19 protein-coding genes and 3 pseudogenes are annotated in these 22,057 nt (G+C 70.1%); 14 read left to right on the top strand and 8 right to left on the bottom strand.

Annotated features, from left to right (window positions below; genetic code table 11):
* The 3 genes and pseudogenes from ABZ862_RS36125 to ABZ862_RS36135 all read left to right on the top strand — a co-directional run.
* Positions 1-239, top strand: a pseudogene (locus ABZ862_RS36125) (hypothetical protein); the annotation flags it as partial.
* Positions 240-605: 366 nt separating this feature from the next.
* Positions 606-2,435 (top strand): phosphoenolpyruvate carboxykinase (GTP), encoded by a 1,830-nt coding sequence (locus ABZ862_RS36130; protein ID WP_360968076.1) that lies wholly within the window; start codon positions 606-608, stop codon positions 2,433-2,435.
* Between the two features lie 133 nt (positions 2,436-2,568).
* Positions 2,569-4,173, top strand: a complete 1,605-nt coding sequence (locus ABZ862_RS36135) for a TrkA C-terminal domain-containing protein (protein ID WP_360968133.1) — start codon at positions 2,569-2,571, stop codon at positions 4,171-4,173.
* A gap of 62 nt (positions 4,174-4,235) precedes the next feature.
* Here the strand turns inward: ABZ862_RS36135 and ABZ862_RS36140 are convergent.
* Positions 4,236-4,509: pseudogene (locus ABZ862_RS36140) on the bottom strand (DUF3417 domain-containing protein); the annotation flags it as partial.
* Positions 4,510-4,535: 26 nt separating this feature from the next.
* Between ABZ862_RS36140 and ABZ862_RS36145 the strand changes: the two are divergent.
* A complete protein-coding gene (locus ABZ862_RS36145; protein ID WP_360968079.1) occupies positions 4,536-4,901 on the top strand; it encodes a hypothetical protein in 366 nt (121 codons plus the stop codon).
* A 383-nt stretch (positions 4,902-5,284) separates the two neighbouring features.
* Here the strand turns inward: ABZ862_RS36145 and ABZ862_RS36150 are convergent, their stop codons facing one another.
* Complete coding sequence (locus ABZ862_RS36150) at positions 5,285-5,965, bottom strand: IS4 family transposase (RefSeq protein ID WP_360968082.1); 681 nt, start codon at positions 5,963-5,965, stop codon at positions 5,285-5,287.
* Positions 5,953-6,342 (bottom strand): transposase domain-containing protein, encoded by a 390-nt coding sequence (locus ABZ862_RS36155; protein ID WP_360968085.1) that lies wholly within the window; start codon positions 6,340-6,342, stop codon positions 5,953-5,955. Before ABZ862_RS36155 ends, ABZ862_RS36150 begins: the two co-directional genes overlap by 13 nt.
* Before the next feature lie 84 nt (positions 6,343-6,426).
* Here ABZ862_RS36155 and ABZ862_RS36160 point away from each other — a divergent pair, with 84 nt between their 5' ends.
* A complete protein-coding gene (locus tag ABZ862_RS36160) occupies positions 6,427-6,657 on the top strand; it encodes a hypothetical protein (protein ID WP_360968088.1) in 231 nt (76 codons plus the stop codon).
* 11 nt (positions 6,658-6,668) lie between these two features.
* Positions 6,669-7,183 (top strand): annotated as a pseudogene (locus ABZ862_RS36165) (IS5 family transposase); the annotation flags it as partial.
* Positions 7,184-7,422: 239 nt separating this feature from the next.
* Here ABZ862_RS36165 and ABZ862_RS36170 read toward each other — a convergent pair.
* Entirely contained in the window at positions 7,423-9,819 is a 2,397-nt protein-coding gene (locus ABZ862_RS36170) for an ADP-ribosyltransferase domain-containing protein (protein ID WP_360968091.1), read from the bottom strand.
* A 634-nt stretch (positions 9,820-10,453) separates the two neighbouring features.
* The gene (locus tag ABZ862_RS36175) at positions 10,454-11,200 is read right to left on the bottom strand and encodes an SDR family NAD(P)-dependent oxidoreductase (protein ID WP_360968094.1); all 747 of its coding nucleotides are present in this window, start codon (positions 11,198-11,200) and stop codon (positions 10,454-10,456) included.
* A 69-nt stretch (positions 11,201-11,269) separates the two neighbouring features.
* On the opposite strand from ABZ862_RS36175, the gene ABZ862_RS36180 reads away from it, so the two are divergent.
* Genes ABZ862_RS36180 through ABZ862_RS36190 form a run of 3 tightly spaced genes read left to right on the top strand, consistent with a single transcriptional unit; the run spans position 11,270 to position 13,085 of the window.
* On the top strand, positions 11,270-12,172 hold the full coding sequence (locus tag ABZ862_RS36180; protein WP_360968097.1) for a LysR family transcriptional regulator: 903 nt from the start codon (positions 11,270-11,272) through the stop codon (positions 12,170-12,172).
* Between the two features lie 60 nt (positions 12,173-12,232).
* A complete protein-coding gene (locus ABZ862_RS36185; RefSeq protein WP_360968100.1) occupies positions 12,233-12,667 on the top strand; it encodes a transposase in 435 nt (144 codons plus the stop codon).
* 13 nt (positions 12,668-12,680) lie between these two features.
* Positions 12,681-13,085 carry a hypothetical protein gene (locus tag ABZ862_RS36190; protein WP_360968103.1) on the top strand — a complete coding sequence of 135 codons (405 nt, stop codon included), beginning with the start codon at positions 12,681-12,683 and terminating at the stop codon, positions 13,083-13,085.
* 47 nt (positions 13,086-13,132) lie between these two features.
* Here ABZ862_RS36190 and ABZ862_RS36195 read toward each other — a convergent pair whose 3' ends face one another.
* The 3 genes from ABZ862_RS36195 to ABZ862_RS36205 all read right to left on the bottom strand — a co-directional run bounded on the left by ABZ862_RS36195 (position 13,133) and on the right by ABZ862_RS36205 (position 15,946).
* Positions 13,133-14,464, bottom strand: a complete 1,332-nt coding sequence (locus tag ABZ862_RS36195; protein WP_360968106.1) for an amidohydrolase — start codon at positions 14,462-14,464, stop codon at positions 13,133-13,135.
* Between the two features lie 151 nt (positions 14,465-14,615).
* Positions 14,616-14,951, bottom strand: coding sequence for a hypothetical protein (locus ABZ862_RS36200; protein WP_360968109.1), 336 nt, complete (start codon positions 14,949-14,951; stop codon positions 14,616-14,618).
* A complete protein-coding gene (locus tag ABZ862_RS36205) occupies positions 14,948-15,946 on the bottom strand; it encodes an NADP-dependent oxidoreductase (RefSeq protein ID WP_360968112.1) in 999 nt (332 codons plus the stop codon). Before ABZ862_RS36205 ends, ABZ862_RS36200 begins: the two co-directional genes overlap by 4 nt.
* 122 nt (positions 15,947-16,068) lie before the next feature.
* On the opposite strand from ABZ862_RS36205, the gene ABZ862_RS36210 reads away from it, so the two are divergent.
* From ABZ862_RS36210 to ABZ862_RS36230, 5 genes are all read left to right on the top strand, one after another.
* Complete coding sequence (locus ABZ862_RS36210) at positions 16,069-17,007, top strand: LysR family transcriptional regulator (RefSeq protein WP_360968115.1); 939 nt, start codon at positions 16,069-16,071, stop codon at positions 17,005-17,007.
* A 542-nt stretch (positions 17,008-17,549) separates the two neighbouring features.
* Entirely contained in the window at positions 17,550-18,281 is a 732-nt protein-coding gene (locus tag ABZ862_RS36215) for a GntR family transcriptional regulator (protein WP_360968118.1), read from the top strand.
* On the top strand, positions 18,278-19,306 hold the full coding sequence (locus ABZ862_RS36220) for an ADP-ribosylglycohydrolase family protein (protein WP_360968121.1): 1,029 nt from the start codon (positions 18,278-18,280) through the stop codon (positions 19,304-19,306). The genes ABZ862_RS36215 and ABZ862_RS36220 overlap by 4 nt, the downstream gene beginning before the upstream one ends.
* Positions 19,307-19,427: 121 nt before the next feature.
* Entirely contained in the window at positions 19,428-20,930 is a 1,503-nt protein-coding gene (locus ABZ862_RS36225; protein WP_360968124.1) for a cytosine permease, read from the top strand.
* The gene (locus ABZ862_RS36230; protein ID WP_360968127.1) at positions 20,930-21,883 is read left to right on the top strand and encodes a PfkB family carbohydrate kinase; all 954 of its coding nucleotides are present in this window, start codon (positions 20,930-20,932) and stop codon (positions 21,881-21,883) included. The genes ABZ862_RS36225 and ABZ862_RS36230 overlap by 1 nt, the downstream gene beginning before the upstream one ends.
* The last annotated feature ends 174 nt before the right edge of the window (positions 21,884-22,057 follow it).

The raw sequence follows: 22,057 nt of genomic DNA on the forward strand, positions 1-22,057 counted from the left end.
ACCACGACCAGGTGGCGCTGCGCATCCACGACGGCGCGTTCTCCGCGATGGACCTCACCGCCCGCCACCCGCGCACCGGCGACCTGCAGTCCCGGCCGACAAGTCCGACACCGTCCGCACGGCGTACCTGGAAGGCCGCTCCATCGCCGCCCTCGCCCGCGACCACGGCGTCAGCCGCGGGGCCATCCGCACGGCCTGCTGCTCCCCTCCGGTCAGCGCGCCGCGTCTGGCGCAGCTGACCGTGAAAGCAGCGAGCACTGATAGCAGGTCAGGGCGCGATCAAGGCGATTTGGTCAAGAGAGGTCAGCCGCCCTTCTGTTCGCGGGCGGCTGTACGGTGATGCAGACCCGGCCGTCATGGACGGGGAACCCCGGATGAGCTTCAAGGGCAAGTTGTAATCGGCACCTGCTGACCGACACTGCACCGATAGGCCGACCGGCCTGCCCACGGGGCCGATGGGGTACGTTCTTTGCGCCGGGGAATGGGGCCGCCGGCCGGGGCAGGTGGTTCTTTCGGCCCTCATATCTGCAGCGCCCTCGTTGGTGGAATCAATCCTGCCGTGTCCGTCCGCACCGACTCAACGATGAGGCGAAGGGTGAAGGCCGATGGACGACCCTCAGCACACCACTCATTTCGGTCTTGCCGGCTGGGTGGCCGAAGTGGCCGCCCTGACCAATCCCGATGACATCGTCTGGTGTGATGGATCACAGGACGAATGGGACCGGCTCACCAGCGAACTGGTGGACGCGGGGACGTTCATACGGCTCAGTCCCGAGCTGCGTCCGAACAGTTTCCTTGCCCGCTCGGACCCGTCCGACGTCGCCCGCGTGGAGGACCGGACCTACATCTGCTCCGCCCGGCCGGAGGACGCCGGACCGACCAACAACTGGGCCGATCCGGACGAGATGCGCCAGACCCTGCGCGAGCACTTCGCCGGTGCGATGCAGGGCCGGGCGATGTACGTCGTCCCGTTCTGCATGGGCCCGCTGGGCTCGCCGATCTCGCGGCTGGGCGTGCAGATCACCGACTCGGCATACGTCGTGGTCTCGATGCGGATCATGACCCGGATGGGCAAGCAGGCGCTGGACCTCATCGAGGAGAGCGGCGGCTTCGTCAAGGCCCTGCACAGCGTGGGTGCCCCGCTGGCACCGGGTGCCGAGGACGTGGCGTGGCCGTGCAGCGAGACCAAGTACATCACCCACTTCCCCGAGACCCGCGAGATCATCTCCTTCGGCTCCGGGTACGGCGGCAACGCGCTGCTGGGGAAGAAGTGCTTCGCACTGCGCATCGCCTCCACGATGGCACGGGAGGAGGGCTGGTTCGCCGAGCACATGCTCATCTCCAAGGTGACCGACCCGTCCGGTGAGGTGCGCCACGTCACAGCCGCGTTCCCGTCCGCCTGCGGCAAGACGAACCTGGCCATGCTGGTGCCGACGGTGCCCGGGTGGAAGGTCGAGACGCTCGGCGACGACATCGCGTGGATGCGCTTCGACGACAACGGCGACCTGCGCGCCATCAACCCCGAGAACGGGTTCTTCGGGGTGGCCCCGGGCACCGGCCCGGACACCAACCCCAACGCGTTGGCCAGCCTCTCCGGCAACTGCATCTTCACCAATGTCGCGCTCACCGACGACGGTGACGTGTGGTGGGAGGGCCTGAGCAAGGAGCCGCCCGCACACGCGATCGACTGGCGCGGAAACGACTGGACGCCGGGCAACGGCACCCTCTCGTCCCACCCCAACGCCCGCTTCACCGTGCCGGCCGCCCAGTGCCCGTCCATCGCGGACAACTGGCAGGACCCCCAGGGGGTGAAGGTCGACGCGATCCTGTTCGGCGGCCGGCGGGGCTCTGTGCTGCCGCTGGTCACCGAAGCGAGGGACTGGACGCACGGCGTCTTCATGGGATCGACCGTGTCGTCCGAGACCACCGCCGCCGCCACCGGCGCGGTCGGTCGGCTGCGCCGGGACCCGTTCGCCCTGCTGCCGTTCTGCGGCTACAACATGGCCGACTACTGGACCCACTGGCTGCGCATGGGCGAGCGGCCCGGGGCGAAGCTGCCGAAGGTGTTCTACGTCAACTGGTTCCGCAAGTCCGCCGACGGGCGCTGGCTGTGGCCAGGATTCGGCGACAACAGCCGCGTGCTGGCGTGGGTGTTCGGCCGTACCGCCGACGCACCGAAGCCCACCGGCGCGGTCGACGCCCCGATCGGGCTGCTGCCTGCCCCGGACGCCCTCGACCTGACCGGCCTGTCGATGTCCGACGAGGACCTGGCCGAGCTGCTGAAGGTCGATGTCGAGCAGTGGCTGCGTGAGGCGGACTCCATCGCCGAGTACTTCGCGGGCTTCGACCGGCTCCCGCCGCAGCTGGACGAGCATCTGCGGCGGCTGCGCGAGAACCTGGCCGCCTCGGCCGACGAGAAGCAGGCCGGCGCTTGACCGGCAGAGTGCCGGCGCCTGACCGGCCGGACGCTGACACTTCATCAGCCAAGTAAAGAAGACCGGGCAAAGAAGACCCAGGCGCAGAAGACCGGGCACAGAGGACCCGGGCAGAGAAGACCGGGTGAGAACAATGGTGCTCGACACCCTGGCGGAGAATCCGCTGCTGGTGCTGTTTGCGGTGATCGCAGGCGGCTACCTGTTCGGCCGGATCAGAATTGCGGGATTCAGGCTCGGCGTGGCCGGCGTGCTGTTCGCCGGTATCGCCGCCGGGGCGCTGGACGCCCGGCTGAGCCTCCCGGAGATCGTCTATCTACTGGGCCTGGCCCTGTTCGTCTACACCATCGGGCTGTCCACCGGACCGGTGTTCATGTCCTCGATGCGCCGCGTCGGCCTGCGGTGGAACCTGCTGGCCGTGGGCACCATCGTGGTGGTGGCCGTGGCGACGGTCGGCGTCGCCTGGATGCTGGACCTCGGCGGGCCGAAGGGCGCCGGGTTCTTCACCGGCGTACTCACCAACACCCCGGCACTCGCCGCCCTGGTGGAGAAGTTCAACGGTCAGGAAGCCGACCTCCCGGTCGTCGCGTACTCGCTCGCCTACCCGGTGAGCGTGATCTCCGGCATGATCGCCATCAATGTGCTGCAACGCTGGTGGCACATCGACTACGTGGCCGACGCGACCTTCGCCGGCCCCGCCGACGAGCAGATCCTCAACGCCACGGCGCACGTGCAGCGGCCCCTGAGCGTGACCGACGTGATCCAGGCGTCCGGCAGCCAGGCCATCATCGGGCGGGTGCGCCACAACGAGCAGGTCGCGGTGGCCGAGCCCGGCCGGCGGCTGGAACCCGGCGACCTGGTGACGATCGTGGGGACGGCGAAGGGGGTGGCCGACGCCACGCGTCTGGTCGGCGAGGTCAGCACGCGGCCTCTCGACGCGGACCGCTCCCACCTGGACGTCCGCCGGATCTTCATGTCCGATCCGAAGCTGGTCGGGCAGCGCATCGACGAACTCGACCTGACCGAGCGGTTCGGCGCGGTGATCACCCGGGTGCGCCGTGAGGACACCGACATGCTGGCCGAGGGCCACACCGTCCTGGAACTGGGCGACCGCATCCGAGTGCTCGCTCCGCCCGAACACATGAAGGAGATCAGCCGGTACTTCGGCGACTCCTACCGCGAGATGGGTGAGATCAACATCGCGTCACTGGCGCTCGGCCTGGGGTTCGGGCTGCTGCTCGGGGCGCTGACCGTCCCACTGCCGAGCGGCGGTCACTTCACCATCGGCCTGGCGGGCGGTCCCCTGGTGGTCGGGCTGCTGCTGGGCGCACGCCGGCGCACCGGACCACTGGTGTGGCAGCTGCCCAGGCCGGTGAACTCCACGCTGCGCGAGATCGGTCTGGTTCTCTTCCTGGCGGGCATCGGCACCCGGGCTGGCCACTCGTTCGCCTCGACGATCGCCACCGGCGGCGGCTGGCTGATCCTCGGCACAGCCCTGGTGCTGTGCCTGATCACGGCGTTCGGCGTGATCATCGTGGGCCACAAGGTGATGAGGCTGCCGATGGGCGTCACCACCGGGGTGTTCGCCGGACTGTCAACCCAGCCGGCGACGCTGGTCTTCGCCCGGGAGCAGGCGGGCAACTCCCTGCCCGAGCTGGGCTACACGACGGTCTACCCGGCCGCCATGCTCATGAAGATATTGGTGGCTCAGCTGCTGCTGACCGTCCTCGCCGCGGTCTGAGCGGCACAGCGACTCAGCGACTGCGACTCCGCGACACGAAGGCCGGTCGCGCAGGCGGCCTGCCGCGTCAGCGCCCTTGCCGCCTCCACCAGCTCCTCCGACGGCACCGCCACCACGCCCATCTTTGCGCCGAGGCGAGGAGGCCGTGGTGGGGGGAGGATGCGGACCGTGCAGCCGAAGGGGCGGTGCGGTCCAGGGAGAGGGGCCCTCGTAGAGCCGACTGCCCTCCGGGTCGGGGCCGGACGTGGGTTTCAGCGCCACCGTCGTCACGTCCGTGATGCGGTCCTCCGAGTCGACCCGGCCCGACAGGGCCTGGACCTCCACGTTCTCGGGAGCTGGAACTGCTCGAAGACGAGGGCGCCTTGGCGATCCGCTCCTGGAACGACGACCGCACCGCCGAGCTGCCCGCCGGTTTCGCCGGCGACGTCCGAGCCTGGCTGCTGGTCCTGCTCGACGGCGGCAGCCGTGCCAGGCCCCGATCCCACACCTGTCTCTACGTCTGCTTCGGTTGCGTCCGCCCCCTGCTGGAGAACTTGGCGACGCCCCGTGGTCATCTGCGGGAGATCACCGTCGCCGACGTCACGGCCGCGCTGTCACCTCTGCACGGATGGCAGCGACGCAGCGCAATCGCCGCACTGCGCTCGCTGTCTCGCTTCGCGAAGAAGCGCGGCCTCATCTTGACCAACCCCACCGCCCGCCCCACGATGGTGGGTACACGGTCCCTGTAGTAGGCAGGTACAGTCCGGTCAGCAGCCGGGCCTGGGGCGCGGCGGCCCTGCGCGCCCTCCTGGCGACCCACCCCGACGGCTGACCGCAGGGCAGTCGGCGCCGGGGTGCCCCGTGCCGCCACCTGCGACGGCACCAGGGAGCATCCGACACGCCCTAGGCCCAATACTGTTGCTTTACGGGTCTGCGGGTTGGGGTCGTTGGATGCGGATGGCTCGGGTGCCGGTGTGGGTGGGCTGGGGCCAGACGTGGTGTTCGGCCCGTTTGAGCCGGTAGTTGGAACATCTTGCGTTTGACGACGCGGGGCTGGCTGCGCAGCCGTCTGGGCGGCAAGAGACGCTCCAGAAGGTCGTGCTGGAGCCAGACGAGGGCTCTGACCAGCACCTCAGGGGGAAAAGCTGCCCGGGGTGAGGGTCACGCTGCGCCGGGCGGAGCGCAGGGTTTCGGTCAAGGAGACCCGGTCGGGGTCCAGGTTGCGGGTGGCGGCGGTTCTGACCATCAGCTCCCGCAGCGCGTGGTGGACCAGCAGGTGCGCCCAGATCTGCTGCAGGACACCGTCGGGGGTTTTGCTGCTGAGCACGGTGCGGGCTCCGCGCTGGTGGGTCTTGAGCTCGGCGAAGACGGTCTCCGCCTCCCAGCGTTCCTGGTGGAGCGCGGCCAGCCGACGGGCGGGATAACGGCGGGCATCGAGCAGCGTGGTCACCAGACGGTGGTCCTCGCCCGTGCCGCCGGTGCCGTGCAGCTGATAGGCCACTACCCGCACCGTGACGGGATCACGGCGTGCGGGATCGGTGGAGGCGTGGATGCGGAAGAGCCAGGATCCGTCCCGCAACTGCCGTTCGACGGGCAGGATCCGGTCGGCCGGTACCCGCCACAGCAGATCGGCGCCGCCGGCGGTGAAGGCCCGCCACAACGGCACGCCCAAAAACTCCCGGTCCGCCAGGACCAGTTCACCGGGCCCGCACGAGCGGGGCAGGCGGCTGACCAGGGTGACTTCCCCGGTGCGGCAGCCCGCCAGCTCGGCATCCAGCACGAGGTGGGTGCCCACCTCGATCAGGCAGGCCATCCACACCTGGGAAAGGAGGACTTGTCGGTCCCGCGGCTGTTTCCGGGGCCACCGAAGGCGGCCTCGTCGGCCGCACTGCCGGCGACGTCCCAGCAGGTGCCGTCCACCGCCAAAAGCCGCAGCCCTCGCCAGAAACAACCCGGGGTGGCCTGGGTGCCCATCGGCTTCGCGGCCGTGGCGAACAGCACCCGCAGCGGCTCCGCACCCAGCCGCTGGCGGGCCCGGAACAGGGACGACTCCGCAGGAATGTGCCACTCGCCCAGCAGCCCCTGACCGCGCAGGCCCTCGACCAGGTGCCGCATCACCTCCAGATACGGCGCCGGCGAGAACAAGGCGAGGGCGAGCACGAAGTACACCACCAGCCGGGCCGGCAGCAAGCGTCTGCGCTGCTCCGCGCGACCGCAGGGGTCTTCGAGGCCCTGCTGGAGGGCCTGATCGCGGAAGCCGCGAAGCGGGGTGAGGTGGACCTGTCCCTGGTCGGCATCGACTCGACCACCGCCCGTGCCCACCACGACGCGGCCGGGATGCACCTGGACGAGGACGTCGTCACCGCCCTGGAGAAAGCCGCTGCCGAGGAGGAGAAGGCCAGGTCAAAGGGGGCAGCCTTGAAGGACAAAGAGGGCAGGACACCGAAAGCGATCCCGCGCGGGAAGAACGACGACGCGTCCGGCGGCGGCACAAACTCCGGCTGAAGGCCGCCCTCCTCGGACGCTCCAGGGGCGGGCAGAGCAGCAAGGTCCACCTCGCCGCCGACCGCAGGTGCCGCCCGCTGGCGTTCATCCTGACCGCGGGCCAGGCAGCGGACAGCCCACAGTTCATCCCCGTCCTGAAGAAGGTGCGGGTACGCGGGCCCGTCGGCCGCCCCCGCACCCGGCCGGACGCAGTCGCCGGGGACAAGACATCCCACGCGGATAAGCGTCATACGCGTCTCGCGGCAACCGCGCCCACCTGCGCAAACGCCGTATCAAGGCGGTCATCCCGGAGAAGAAGGACCAGGCCGCCAACCGGAAGAAGAAGGGCAGCAGAGGCGGTAGGCCCGTCGGTCACGACACCGGGCTCTACAAGGAGCGGAACACCGTCGAGCGGGCGATCAACAGGATGAAGGCATGGCGAGGCATCGCCACCCGCTACGACAAGACCCCGGGGAGCTACCTCGCCGGACTCCACTTCCGGGCCTCCGTGATCTGGATCAAGGACCTCACACGAGCAGCCCCTTGATCACAACCGAATACGCTCCCTAGAAGCAACCCCGTTCGGTCAAGGCCGGGGCCGCATGCCAAAGCCGTAGGCAGAGCAGCAGAACTGCCGTAGAAACTGCGGCGACGGTGTACGTGCAGAACGCGCCCGGAGGGCTTGCAGCAGGGACAGCCGCGGGACCGGTACCGGCCTCTGCCACGTGGTTGCCGGGTGCGGACGTCCGGCAACCACGGCCGTAGCCGCCGTGGAACAGGGGCGGTTCAGGACACCATGGGAGTGGCGTCCGTGACCTCGCTCAGCCGGACGGTGCACAGCCCGCGGGGCTCGCTCGTCACCTCCGTCACCTTGAGCTGGGTACCCGGCGTGAGGATGTATTCCTCCTCGCCGGTGAAGGCGGAGAAGCTCTTGATCCCGACCGCGCGGGCGGGCGTCACCTCGAAGAGGGTTCGCTTGCCGCGACTGCCCAGGAACGCCTTGGCCACCTTCAACTCGGAGGTGCACGAGGAGACGCCCCACCAGGTCACCGTTCGGCCCACCGGGTACTGCGCCCGGAGGTCCATCGACACCCCGCGCCACAACGGCTGCGTGTAGGCAGGCAGTTCCGAGACCGCCGAGAACAGCAGCCGCAGGTAGGGCAGGTACGGTGTGACCCTAGTGCGGTCGGGGGAGCGCAGAACGCTGTTGATCTCGCGGTAGAAGGCCGACTCACAGGTGTAGAGGTGGAGCGCGGCGATCGCCGCGGCGGACAGGCCGCCGGCCGTCTGGTCCGCACGCCGCTTGCCGAAGTCGTGGGAGCGCCGGATGTGCCCGGCGAGCCCGGACAGCGCCGTGGAGACCGGGGCGACGGCGTCCTGGAAGTCCATCAGCGGGGTGTCGAAGACGCCGGTGACCGCGGGCAGGACCAGGCCCTCGTCCTTGACGCCGGTGAGGCGCTCCAGGTACAGCTGGTGCAGGTTCATGGTCGACTCGATGAAAGCGCCCATGCGCGCCGCGACACCCCCGTCCGCACCGCCCGCGCCGGCCGCAGGCGCGTTCCATCCCTTGCTGGGCAGCCAGTCGACGGGGTCGGCGCCCAGCGAGGTCAGGGCGTCGTTGACCTGGGCGAAGTGGTCGCCCTCGCAGAAGATGTCGCCCTGTGCCGCCGGGTTCGCGTGGTCCAGGTGCCGGACCTCGACATCCGGATACTTCTGCTGGAGCCGCAGGACGACCCGCTTCAGGCTGCGGGCGTGCGCCCCCCACCACGCGAACACGACACCGCGGTCCTCCTCGGCCGCGTCCTGCTTGGCCTTGAGGATCTCCTCGACGATCCGCTCGGCGACCGGCCGCCAGAACGTCGTGTGCTGGTCGGCACCCATCGCCCCGTCGCCGCTCGCGGTCAGTGACGCGTTCAGCAGGAGCACGCCCTGCGTCAGCATCGCCTGGAACCACTCCGGCGGCTGGACCGTGTCCCGCTCCTTCAGCAGCGCCCGCACGTCGGCGATCGGGGTCTTCTTGACGATGCCGTACTTCCACATCGCCGCCGCCTTGATGAGGCACCGGATGCTGACGACCCGGCCGAACTGGCTGTCCTTCCAGTCGCTGAAGGTGTTGTCGAACATGGCTATGCCGGTGGCGCTCTCCGGCCGCGGGTACGGGTTCTGACCGAAGACCACGACCTTCCACTTGTGCGGCGGGTTCGGCTTGAGCGCCTGGAAGGTCAGCTCGCGGACCGGGACCACCTCGTGGCTGCGCCCCTTCCCGATGAACCGTGCGGCGTCCGGCTGCGCCTCGATGACCGGCCTCAGCAGCGGGAGCCAGGCCTCCCCACCACCGTGGAAGAGCTCGGTCAGGGCGAGGGGGTCGTTCGCATCGGGCTGGGGCTGCGGCGGCTGGCCCGAAGCCGCGACGCCGGTGGCCGGTCCGGTCGTGGCGGAGGCGCTGTCGCTCGTCGTGGCGGAAGGAGAAGAAGGTGCGGGAGCGGCAGCTTCGGGCGCCGACGCGGGGGCGACGGGCGTGACGGCCGTCGGCGGCACGATGCGCACCCGCTGGTCGACGGGGGCGTTCTCGATTCCGTGGAGCTGGGAGATGATCGTGGACCGCAGCTCGTCGTCGTCCTCGAACCAGTGGTCATGGAAGAGCGTGTAGCCGGTCCACATCAGATTGGCGCACACCCGGGCCGGCACCTGGCCGGTCCGCGCCCCCATTCCGACCAGCGCCACGGACCGGATGCTGCCCGGCTTCTTGCGGTTCTGCCGGTGGACGGCCTGGAACGCGGCCGCGCACGCCAGCGCCACGTTCAGTGTGGCACTCACGTCCTGTGAGGACCGCACCATCGTCGGCGTCGATATCAGGTACCGGGGGACGGTTGCGCCGGACGGGACGCAGACCGCGCTGCCGACCGGCATGGGTCCGGCGAACCGGTCGCGGATGGCCCGCTGGACGCGTACCTGGATGCCGGATCCCAGGTACCGCTTGATGACGGCGTCGACTCCGCCGTCCATCCTGCCCCGGGAGTTCGTGGGGGTGACCCAGGCGTCGACGTCCTCGTCGAGGATCGAGCCCTTGCGGATCTCGATGCCGGGGGTGTCGGCGAACGCGGCGCGCCACGCCTCCACCACACGCTCGTTGACGTCCGTCAGTACCACCCTGAGCGCGGGCAGCACACTGCTCTCGGTCATCGTCCACTCCTGTCGTGCAACAGCGGTTCCAAGACCTCGAACGTATCTCCCAGCACTGACATTGATGCGCAGTCCCGGCCAAGGGCCGGTGACCTGCCGTCATGCTCCGGCGGTCCCGCACCGACCGGTGGCCGCACACGCCCATGTGTGCGCCGCGAGCAGGGCTGTGACCTGGGCTGGTGAAGACGGACTGGTCGGCGGACCGCGCTCGTTCCGGCGTCGTCGATCGACGCGCGGTCATACGAGCTGGAGGCCGGCTGCCACGTTCCCGCGGACCGCGTGTGAGCCGTGCACAATCTACGCACCCGCACGACCTTCCACGAGCGCGTAGAGCAAGCTGCCGCGTTCACGGAGCAGTTGCCCGGACGGCGCCGCACTCTGCCGCACCGGGGTGCCCGATCCGGCGCCGGCTCAGATGGCCCCCGTACGGTCCGCCGGGGCTTGCTCCACGCGCTCTCGGAGCACGGTCGCGATCTCAAGCCGCCGGCCGTCCGGGCCCCGTGGCCGGCTTTCCCGTCTCCAGCCTCAAGAAGGCAAACCCCGCGTTCGGCCGGGACGTGGACGCGACCGGCCCATGGACAGACGACACAGACCTCGATGTCGTCCTGGTGGGTTCGTCACCCCGCCGATCCACTCACCAGGGCACCTTGCCGTTGTCGTCGAAGAAGCCACCCGTCGGGCACTCTCGCCCGAGTGTGGCCAGGCGCACCACAACCGCGGCACCGTCGGCTGCGGTCCGGGTCAGACGGAACGGCAGGCCCTTGGCGAAATCCGTGTCGCACGCGCCGGGCGCGACCGCGTTCACGAGGATCCCCTCGTGTGAGAGCGCCTTTGCGTATTGCACCGTGAGCATGTTCAGCGCGGCTTTCGACACCGGATAACCCAGCGAACCCGGCATCCGGCTCAGGTAGTGGGTGGCATCGGTCGTCCAGGTCATCGACGAGGTGCCGCTGGAGACGTTCACGATCCGCGCCGCGGGCGAACGGCGCAGCAGCGGCAGCATCGCCTCGGTCACGGTGACGACACCGAACAGGTTCGTCTCGAACACCGCCCGCATCCCGTCGAGCCGCGCCGGGCCCGGCGACTGCGCCCCGAGCTCGCCGGCGATACCGGCGTTGTTGACCAGAATGTCCAGGTGGTCGAACCGGTCGCCGATCTCCTCGGCCGCCGCTGTCACGCCGCGCCGGTCGGTCACATCGAGGCCGATCGGGTACGCGACGCCGCCCGCCGCGCGTATCGCGGCCGCCGCCTCGGCGCCCTTCTCCAGATCTCGGGCGCCGACCAGCACCGTCATCCCGAGTTCCGCGAACCGGCTCGCCACGGCCCGCCCGATCCCTTTGTTCGCCCCGGTAACCAGCGCGATCGTCGCATCATCACTCATGTGTCCAGCCGACCACTCACCGGCTCCACGGACCAGGACCGGCCCGGTCTCGATCGATACCCTCACGGTATGGACGTCGAGACCCGGGAACTGCGCTACTTCGTCGCGGTCGCCGAGGAACTGCACTTCGGGCGGGCCGCCCACCGGCTCGGTATCGCCCAACCGCCGCTGTCCAGGGCGATCCGCCTGCTCGAACGCCGGATGGGGGTGACCCTGCTGGAACGCACCAGCCGCGAGGTCCGCCTCACGGCGGCCGGCGAGGTGCTCCTGACCGAGGGGCGCGGCGTGCTGGGCGCGGTGGCCGCGGCGGTACGCCGAACACGAAGGGCGGCCGCCGTCACCCCGCGCCTGGTTCTGGCGCTCAAACCCGGCGGTGACGCCGACCTGTTGCGGCCCATCCTGGACCGCTATGCCGCCACCCCCGGCGCCGTCCCCGTCGAGCTCGCCTTCAGCGTAGGCGAACGCGCCGCGATGGTCCGCGACGGCCGCGCCGACCTCGCCCTGCTGCACCGACCGCAGAACGACCTGAGCGGCCTGGACAGCGACGACCTGCACGCCGAGGGCCAGGTCGTGGTGCTCCCGGACGGCCACCCCCTGGCCGACCGCACCACGGTGTCGATGGCCGACCTCCGCGGCGAAACCCAGCCCCGCTGGCCGGAGGCGCGCCCCGGCGTGACCGGCCAACTCGTCACCGAAACCGCCCAGTTGCTCCAGCTCATCCTGCTCGGCCGCATGGTCGCGGTGCTCCCGGAATCAGTCCGTGACCGTCTGCCACCGGGCACGGTCAGCCGCCCGGTCACGGACGCCGAGCCTGCCACCCTCGTGATCGCCTGGCCTCGGGCATCCACATCCCGCGAGGTCGCCGCGTTCGTCCGCGCCGCGACCTCCGCCACCGCCGCGCCCCTCAACACGGCCACGTGTCCTGTTCCCCGCGCTGAGACAGCATCGCCGGAATCCGACAACGGAGCCTGAACGTGTGGCGGTGCGGCATCCCGGCCGACCGGCGGCCATGGGCATGTTGGGCTGGTCGCCGTGAGCGAGCGCAAGTCCTGCAAGACCGACGTGAGCGACGAGCGGTGGGCGCCGGTCGAGCCTGTGATCACCGCGTGGAAGGCCGCGCATCCCTCGGTCAGCGGCTGTCAGGGCCGGTACGCGATGCGGGAGATCGTCAATGCGCTGCTCTACCAGGGCCGGACCGGTTGCCGGTGGGAGCTGCTTCCACACGACTTTCCGCCACCCGGCGCGGTGAAGCACTACTTCTGCACCTGGCGTGACGACGGCATCTACCAGATGCATTCACGACCTGCTGCGCTGGCAGGTGCGGGAAATGGCGCGCCGGAAGGCGGGCCCGAGCATGGTGGTGCTCGACACCCGGAGCGTGCACGTGGCGGCTGGGGTGCCCGCGGTGTCGACGGGGTCGTAATACAGCAAAAAAATACCGGGCCGCAAGCGCGGCCTGGCCGTTGACGTTCTGGGGCTGGTGATCGCGGTGGTCGTGGCGGCCACGTCGGCGCACGAGAACGCCGTCGGGATCGCACTGCTGGACAAGGTCGCCGCCGACACCGACACCGTGGAGAAAACCCTGGTCGACCAGGGCTTCAAGAACGCCGTCGTCGCGCACGGCCAGAAGGCGGGCATCGAGGTGGAGATCGTCGAGCACAATCCCGCGCAGACCGGGTTCGTCCCCCAGGCCAAGCGGCGGGTCATGGAACGCAGCCCCGCGTGGATGATGCACACACGCCGCCACGCCAGGGACTACGAACGCCTCGCCCAGCACTCCGAAACCCTCATCACCTGCGTCACCATCACCCTCATGACCCACCGCCTCGCGCGGAAAGCCACCACCCCCGGCTGGCCGAGAAAGCCGACGCACGCAGACGGCTGAGCCTCCGGCACTTGACGGAGGCTCAGCCGAACGCCGGGCTGCTGATGCTATGGCCTGCGGTCTTCCGCCAAGTTCGGGACGGGCGTGATTCGAGTTGTGCCGGCAGGTTCTGCGCTCTTGTGGGTGCGCTCCGCGATCCAGCCCGCCATCGCCTGCACGCCGACACCGATGGCGCGCTCGTCCGGGGAGAAATCCGGGTAATGCGGATAACCCGTTGTGATGGGGGTGCCCGGGGCATGGACACCGAGGAAGGTGTACGTACCGGGAATCCTTTCCAGGAAGAGGGCAAAGTCCTCACCGCTGAAAGGCGGGAAAGCAGCACAGAGTTCGACAACCGTGTCCCGGCCGATGGTGCGGCGCAGGTGGCGGGCGAGCAGACGGGCATCGTGTTCGGGGCAGATCATGGCCGGGAACGGCTCGGCGGGGAAGCTCACCCCGGCCGACGCGTACGGCATGGCCGCTCGACGGATGTCTTCTCTCACTTCCAGGTACCGCTCCTGCGGCCAGCAGCGATAGGACACGCTCACCTTGGCCTCCTGCGCTGTCGCCCGGACGGCCACGAACCGGGCCAGCGGCCCGTCGGGCGTCTGGGCCTCGGCGATGATCCGCTCCAGATCTGCCGCTGTCTGTGGCAGCGGCACGGTTGCGAGCGCGCCGATATCGGCGGCCAGGCGCTGCGCAGCATCGAGCGCGTCCGGCCCGGAAAGGGTCACCTCTGCCTTGTCCTGGCCCGGCATCCCGTAGCCCGGAGTCACGGCGAACCGGCCGACTGGGAACGGTCCGCAGTGCAGCGCATGGATTTCCTCGACACGCAGGCTCTCCAGCACACCTGCGTCGATCAGTGCGCGGCCGCCGGACAGCGTCTCCTCTGCGGGCTGGAAAAGGAAGACCACCGTTCCGCTCATTTGCTGCCGCAGCCGCGCAAGGACCAGCGCGACACCGATACCCACCGTGGTGTGGACGTCGTGGCCACAGACATGGGCAGGAGCGGAGCCTCCCCCGACGATGCTCGCAGGCGGAACCGCGTCCATGTCCGCCCGGTAGGCAACGGTCCGGCCTAAACGCGAGCCGTGCAGGACCCCGACGACTCCGTTGCCGCCCACTCCTGTGACGACGGCCAGCCCCGCCGCCCTCAGTTCCCGGGCGACCACAGCGGCCGTGCGCTGTTCCTGCCCCGGAGCCTCAGGGTGCCGATGGATGTCCCGCCGTATCTGAATCAGCGCGCGGTGCAGACCTGCCGCCTCGGCGGCCACCGCTGCCTGCTCCACCGGCCCTCTCCACCCACCCGCGACGGCCTTCCCCATGCCTCCCCACACCGTGCCCGCACCGGCTGCCGCAGTGCCGGCCAGTAACGTGCGACGTGCCAGAACGCGCTCCACGGGACGATCCACCGTTCCCCCTTTGGCCCAAGCCGTCTTCTGGGACACACGATCGCCGCACCCCGACGTCATTGCCCATCCGGAGGACCACCCCTCGGCGGTGGGGATAACCACACCATGGGCCGCGTTGCGGTCGATGTCCGGTCCCTGATCACTCGGACAGAACCAGGTCCCGGCCGAAAACGGCGACCACCGTTCCGGTAACCAGCCAGGCTTCAGAAAGCCGCACCGCACCTCGACCGGACGCGATCGGGTGTGTCCCTGTGCGGTCGGCTCGGGACGCGGTGACGACGTTTCTGTCGTTCCGTTTTCCCGAGCCGCCGACCCGAACCGGACGTGCCTGACTCCACCCGACTCGGGACAGTCCGCACTCTCCATAAAACCCGGGGCTTGACACTTCGGCCGGCACCGTTTCCAGCTCGGGCACATTCAGCCCGTCCGGGGTGTGGGCGTGGTTCGCCACCGCCTGCTGGAGTTCGGCGATCACGGGGCCACTGTCAGTACGATCTTGCCTTGGATGTGGCCCTGCGCGGCTCGCGTGTGTGCACGGCTCGCTTCGGACAGCGGGTAGGTGCTGTCCACTCCGACCTGGAGCGTGCCCTCGTCGAACAGGCGCCCGATCTCGGCGAGCTGGGGGCCGTTGGAACGCACCTGGATGTTCGAGACCGTGATACCCAGACGCGCCGTCTCATCCGGGTCGTACGGGGCGAAGAACACCGGAAGCATGGTGCCGCCGCGCTTGAGCAGGGCCAGGAAGCGCGAGCTGTCCGGGCCACCGACGGTGTCGATCACCAGATCGACGCCGCTGACCACGTCCGCGGCCTGCGTCGTGGTGTAGTCGATGCACTCATCGGCGCCGAGCTTGCGCAGGAACTGCTCGTGCCGGCCCGAGGCCACCGCGATGACGTGTGCCCCCTTCCCTTTCGCCAGTTGCACCGCGAAGTGGCCCACTCCACCGGCGGCCCCATTGACCAGCACGGTCATCCCTGGCGTGATCGGCACCGGCCGGTGCACCTGGCCGGTGAAAGGAGACGGCACGTCGTGCCCGAGCTCAACCAGGTACTGCCAGGCCGTCAGCACGGCCATCGGCGCCCCGGCCGCCTGCACGTGGTCGATACCGGCCGGCTTGTGCGCCAGGTCCGAAACCGGCGCGGCCACGTACTCGGCGTACGTCCGGCCGTCGAATCCGGGGAACCGCAGCATCCCGAAGACCTCGTCGCCGACGGCGAACCCCGGCACGCCCGGAGCGACCGCCTCCACCACACCCGACATGTCCGTTCCAGGGATCAGAGGGAACTCCAGCGCCGGCCTCATCCCGGCGGGCATGACCTTCATCCCCTCACGCAGATACCAGTCCGGCGGGTTGACACCCGCCGCGTGCACCCGGACGAGCACCTCGCCCGGGCCGATCTCGGGAACCGGCACCTCGTCGTACCGCAGAACCTCCGGCCCGCCCGCCTCATGGAACTGGATCGCCTTCATCGTGCCTGCCACTTTCTCCGGGGAACGTTGCTCCTTCAGTCAAGGCCCAGGCCGGCACGGCCGTCCAAGACCGGTTCGGCAACCCGGTCATTCCGGAACGGCATGACACGTACGCTGGGCAGGTGAACGATCCCGGAGAGGACCTGGAACTGCGGCTGGTGCGCTACTTCACCGTCGTTGCGGCGCACCAGCACTTCGGCTGGGCCGCCGCCGACCTGCACGTGGCCCAGCCCGCGCTGAGCCGCCAGATCCAACGGCTCGAGAAACATCTCGGCACACGACTGCTGGACCGCACCCCCCAGGGCACCCGGCTCACTCCCTCCGGCCAGACGTTCCTCCCCCTGGCCCAGGCCCTGCTGCAGGCCGCCCGCCAGGCCGAACTGGCCGTACGTGAACAAGCCCAGACCGAACGCATCACCATCGGCTACGTCGAAGACCTGGTGGTCACAGCCGCCGTACGGGAACTGCGCCACCGTCACCCGGACGCCGAGATCACCACCCGGCATCTGAGCTGCCGCGACGTCGGGGCACTGTCCGACGAACGCGTCGACGCCCTGATCGCGCGGGCCCCGCTGCCGCTCGCCGCCGACGGCGTGTCCACCACCCCGCTCTACGAGGAACCCCGAATGCTCGTGGTCCCGCACAGCCATCCCATGGCCGACCGCACGTCGGTGACCGCGGAAGAACTGGCCGGCGAAGAAGCGGCACCGTGCGCGTTCGAGACCGCGGGCTGGACTTCCTACCGGGTCCTCGGGGCCGACGTGCCGCCGATCGAGAATTACGAGGACAAACTCGAACTCGTCGCGAGCGGCAAGGCGATCGCCGTGCTACCGGTCGGCGATCGGCGAAGCTCACTGCGTCCCGACCTCGTCACCGTCCCGATCGAGGGCGCTCCCCCCAGCCAGGTCGTCCTGATCAGCCGCAAGGGCGACCCGAATCCGATGATCAAAAACCTCCGGCTGACCGCCAAGACCGTCCTGACCCCCCCGGAGATCCTGACCGCAGCCACGTTCAAGGACGCCACGACCAGTTCGGCGTCATGGTGTGCGCCCATCGCGTGACCGAACAGCCGGCGCGAGAACAGGTCGATGACGGTGGCCATAGGCAGAGCTTGCCCTCACCGGTGGTGATCTCGGTCATGTCGCCGCACCACACCTGGTCCGGAGCGTCCGCAGTGAAGTCCCGTCGTACGAAGTCCGGGGCCTCCGGCTGTCCACGCAGCCAGCCGGCCCGGCCCCGGCCCATGGCGGCCACCCGGCCGCTCGCCGTCACGTCGACCGGCGCCGAAGGCGGCGGTCACCGCCTCGGTGTGCGCGTCGTCGACGCCGTCGGACCCGGGAGCCCCAGAACGACACATCGGCCCGCATGACCGGTCCCGTCACCGGCCGCAGCCGATCGCGACAGCGGCAGTCGCAGCTCTGACGGAGTATCACTCCCGTCCGCCGAACGCCGAGGCGTACGCGGTCCCTCCCGGACGCCGAGCCCTCGCGGACACCGCGGCGCCCCTCCGCGACCGCTCCCCCGGATCTGCGCCAGAACCCACGAACCGCAGACAGAGCCAACCTCTGGACACGTCCGGAGAATGAGTGTACAAGTACTGAACATGTCTATCGGAGCACATAAGCGGTCCCGCATCGTCGAGAGTCTCGCTCGGGCCATCCGCAGTGGTGAGCTCAAGCCGGGCGACCAGTTGGACGGGGAGAACGAGCTCGCTCGACGCTTCGATGTCTCGCGCGGGACGATCCGTCAGGCACTGCATGAACTCCAGGAACGCAACCTCATCGCGACCCGCTCGGGCATCGGCTCGTTCGTGACCTTCGACGGGGTGGCCCTGGACCAGTCGCTCGGCTGGGCGCGCGCCCTGCGCAGTGCTGGGAACGACATCATCACCGAGGTCCTCGACATCGTTTCTGTTCCCTGGGAGATGACAGCCCTGCCTCCCGAGGTGCTGACGGATGCGGCCCTGGCCGGAGTCCACGCCGTCCGGATCCGCAGGATTCGCAGGCTCCAGGACGGCACCGCCGTCTCCTACGAGTCGTCGTTCCTGCCGGCCACCGGGATTCTGGCCGATCTGCCCGTCACGGGTCTGATCGACGGATCGATCTGGGCGACGCTGCAGCGGGCCGGGATACGCGCCGTCAACGGGAGCCAGCAGGTACGGCTCGTCCGGCTCGAGGCCGACGACGCCCGCGTGCTGGAACGCCCCGAGGGATGCGGGTTCCTGGGCACCGCCCGCACGTCGTTCGGGGCGGACGGCGGGTTCGTCGAGCATGTGACGGCGCTCCTGGATCCGGACCACTTCCGTATCGTCATCAATTTTGGAGGCACACTGTGACGAGGCCGAGCCTCGAGACCGTGACCGACCGGGCCACCGGCGCGCTCGTCGGTCTGGCGATCGGCGACGCGCTGGGGATGCCCACGCAGTCGATGAGCCGCGAACGGATCGCCGCCGTCTACGGCCGCATCACCGGGCTGCGCGACGCCGTGGCCAACCAGCCCATCGCCCCGTCCATGCGGGCCGGGTCGGTCACGGACGACACCGAGCAGGCGGTCCTCGTCGCCCGGCTGCTGATCGCCGGGCGCGGTCATATCACACCGGCCGAATTCGCCGACGCTCTGGCGGCCTGGGAGAAGGGCATGGCGGACCGCGGGTCGCTCGACCTGCTCGGTCCCTCGACCAAGGCCGCGATCGCGGCCATCCAGGCCGGCGCCGGGCCCCAGGACGACCCCGGCGCGCGGGGCACCACGAACGGGGCCGCGATGCGCATCACCCCGGTCGGCATCGCCTTCCCGAACGCGAACGGGTCGCTGCCGGGGGCCGTCGTCGAGGCGTCGCGGCTCACGCACAACACCGGCCTGGGGCTGAGCGCGGCCGCGGCGGTCGCGGCCGCCGTCTCCGGCGCCCTGGACGACCCTGCCCTGTCGGTACTCGACGGAGCCCGCTGTGCGGCCGACGCCGCCGCGCCTCTCGAGCGCGTCGGCAACTGGGTCGCCGGCGGCTCCGTGTCCGCCCGCATCCGGTGGGCGGTCGAGCTGGTCGCAGGCCTCCCCGAGAACGAGGTGCTCGACGCCCTCTACGGGATCGTCGGCACGTCGGTCGCCTCGCAGGAATCCGTGCCCGCCGCGTTCGCGCTGGCCACGCGCTTCGCGGACGACCCCTTCCACGCCCTGTGCCTGGCGGCCGAGGTCGGCGGCGACACCGACACGATCGCGGCGATCGCCGGCGCGGTCCTCGGCGCGCACCACGGAATGGCCGCATGGCCCGGCGACGTCGTCGGGCAGGTCCTGACCGTCAACGACCTGAAGCCGGAGCCCCTCGTCGAAGGCCTGCTCAGCCTTCGGTACGAACGGCTTCGCTGACCTCCGCCCAGGTCCCGCCGGGCCGGGCAAGACCCGGCGGACCCGAACACAACGCCCCACACGGGCGACGGCGCCCGGTTCCAGCCTCGACGCCGCGCTCGCGAACTCAAAGGAGAGTGTCGTGACCCAATCTAGTGCCGTGCCACAGGGCCCGGTGACAGGCTCGCCCACCGCGTCCGCCCTCCGGGAGCGGCCGCGCCTCGGGCACGTCGAGCAGCGCGGCATCGAGCCGGTTCCGCCTGCCGAGCGCAACGGCCGTCCGCTGCAGTTGTTCTGGGCCTGGTTCGCGGCCAACATCTCGATCCTGGGCCTGCCGCTCGGCATCGCGCTGATCCAGAGCGGCCTCAGCCTCTGGCAGGCGATCGTCGCGGCCGCGATCGGGTCGTTCGGCTCGTTCGCGCTCGTCGGCGTCATCTCGATCGCCGGCCGCCGTGGCCACGCCCCGAGCCTGACGCTGTCCCGTGCCGTCTTCGGGGTACGCGGGAACATCGGCCCCACGCTCGTGTCGCTGCTGTCCCGGCTCGGCTGGGAGACCGTCAACACGTCGACGGCGGCGTTCGCGCTCACCGCGCTGTGCGGGATCTTCTTCAACACCGGCAGCAACCCGAAGGACGTGCCCGTCATCGCGGTGGTGAGCATCCTGGTCTTCGTCGCCTGCACCGTCACCGTCTCCGGCCTCGGCCACGCCACGCTCCTGGTCATCCAGAAGTGGGCCACCTGGATCTTCGGCGCACTGAACATCGTGGTCGCCGCGTACCTGCTCACGCATGTGGACTGGACCGCGGTCACCGCCACGAAGGCAGGCTCGACCGCCGCGCTCATCGCCGCTGTCGGCACCATCGCCGGCGGCACCGGCATCGGCTGGGCCAACGCCGGCGCCGACATGTCCCGCTACCAGTCCGACCAGGTGCGCGGCACCCGTCTGGTCGCCAGCGCCGCGGCGGGCGCCGGCATCCCGCTCGTCCTGCTCATCTCCCTCGGCGGCGTGCTCGGGTCCGGCGACCCCAAGCTCGCCGCGGCAGCCAACGGCCCCGTCGCGGCACTGACCGATGTCATGCCGGCCTGGATGTCGGTCATCTACCTCGTCACCGCTTTCGGCGGGCTGCTCGTGTCGAACCACATGTCCGTGTACTCGGCCGGTCTGACCACCCTGACCCTCGGCGTGCCGATCCGGCGGGTGTACGCCGTCGTCGTCGACGTCGTCGTCACCACGCTCGGCTCGATCTATTTCCTGCTCATCGCCGACAACTTCTACGACCCGTTCATCTCGTTCATCGTGCTGCTCGCCGTCCCGATCACCGCGTGGGTCGGTGTCTTCGTCGCCGACCTGCTGCGCCGCCACGACTACGGTGACGACGACCTCCTCGACCTCACTCCCCGGTCCCGGTACTGGTACCGGGCCGGAGTGGAATGGCGCGCCGTCGTCTGCTGGGCCGTGGCGATCCTCGTCGGCTACCTGTTCACCCAGGCCGGCCCTGCCGACGGGCCCTGGTTCACGGGCGCGTGGCACGGCACCTGGATCGGGCAGAACGGACTCGGCTGGCTCGTGACGTTCGCCGTCGCGTTCCTCGGCTACCTCGCCCTCGGCGGGGCCCGTACCACGCAGCGGACGGGGCGGCGCTGATGGGCCGCGTACTGCACACCGGGCAGGCGATCGTCGACCTCGTGATGCGCGTGCCCGCGATGCCGCCCGTCGGCGGCGACGTCTACGCCCACCGGTTCGAGCTCACCGCCGGCGGCGGCTTCAACGTCATGGCCGCCGCCGCACGGGACGACGCCGACGTCGTCTACCTCGGTACCGTCGGAACCGGGCCCTTCGGCGACAAGGTGCGCGCGGCCCTCCGGGCCGAGCACATCGCGGCGCCCAACCCGCCGGTCGCCGGCCTCGACACCGGCGTCAGCGTCGCGATCGTCGACGCCGGCGCCGAGCGCACCTTCGTCTCGGCACTCGGCGCCGAGGGGCAGGTGACACCCGGCCATCTGAACGCCGTCCCCGTGCGGCCCGACGACGTCGTCTACGTCACCGGGTACTCCCTGCGGCATCCGGTCAACGGCGCGTCGCTGACCGGTTGGCTGGCCACCATCGACCCGCAGACGGCCGTCGTCTTCGACCCCGCGCCCCTGCTGACCGAGATCCCCGAGGCGGCCTGGGCTGCCGTCACGGCCCGGGCCACCATCTGGACGCTCAACGCCCGCGAGGCGGGCATCGCCCTCGGCCGGCTCACCCGTACGGTGCCCGAGCACACCGCACCCGCCGAACTCGCCGAGGCGCTCGCCGGTCTGCTGCCGGCGGCGGTGCTGGTGCGCGACGGCGGAGGCGGCACCTACGTCGCCGACCGCGCCGGTGTCCGGCACGTGCCCGCACATGCCGTCACCCCGGTCGACACCAACGGTGCCGGCGACGCACACACCGGCGTCCTCGCGGCCTGCCTCGCACGCGGAGCCGACCTCCTCGACGCAGCCCGCCGCGCGAACGTCGCCGCCGCCATCGCCGTCACCCGGCAAGGACCAGCCACCGCACCGACCACGGAGGAGATCGACACGGCCATCACCCGCCACGGCTCGGATTACCGGTAGTTCGTTGGATCCGGCGGCGGCGCGGGTTGACGGCCGGGCGGGCTGGTCGTAGGCCGGTGGGTGGAATCAACCACCCTGCCCCGGGTTCGACATAATTCGAGGGGTCTAGAGGTCTGGCGGAGCTGAACATGCAGGTCATGGGGCTGTACGTGGCTGGGAAGTCCGAAGGCGCCT

This window comes from Streptomyces sp. NPDC047000, from assembly GCF_040644295.1.
Classification (GTDB): domain Bacteria; phylum Actinomycetota; class Actinomycetes; order Streptomycetales; family Streptomycetaceae; genus Streptomyces.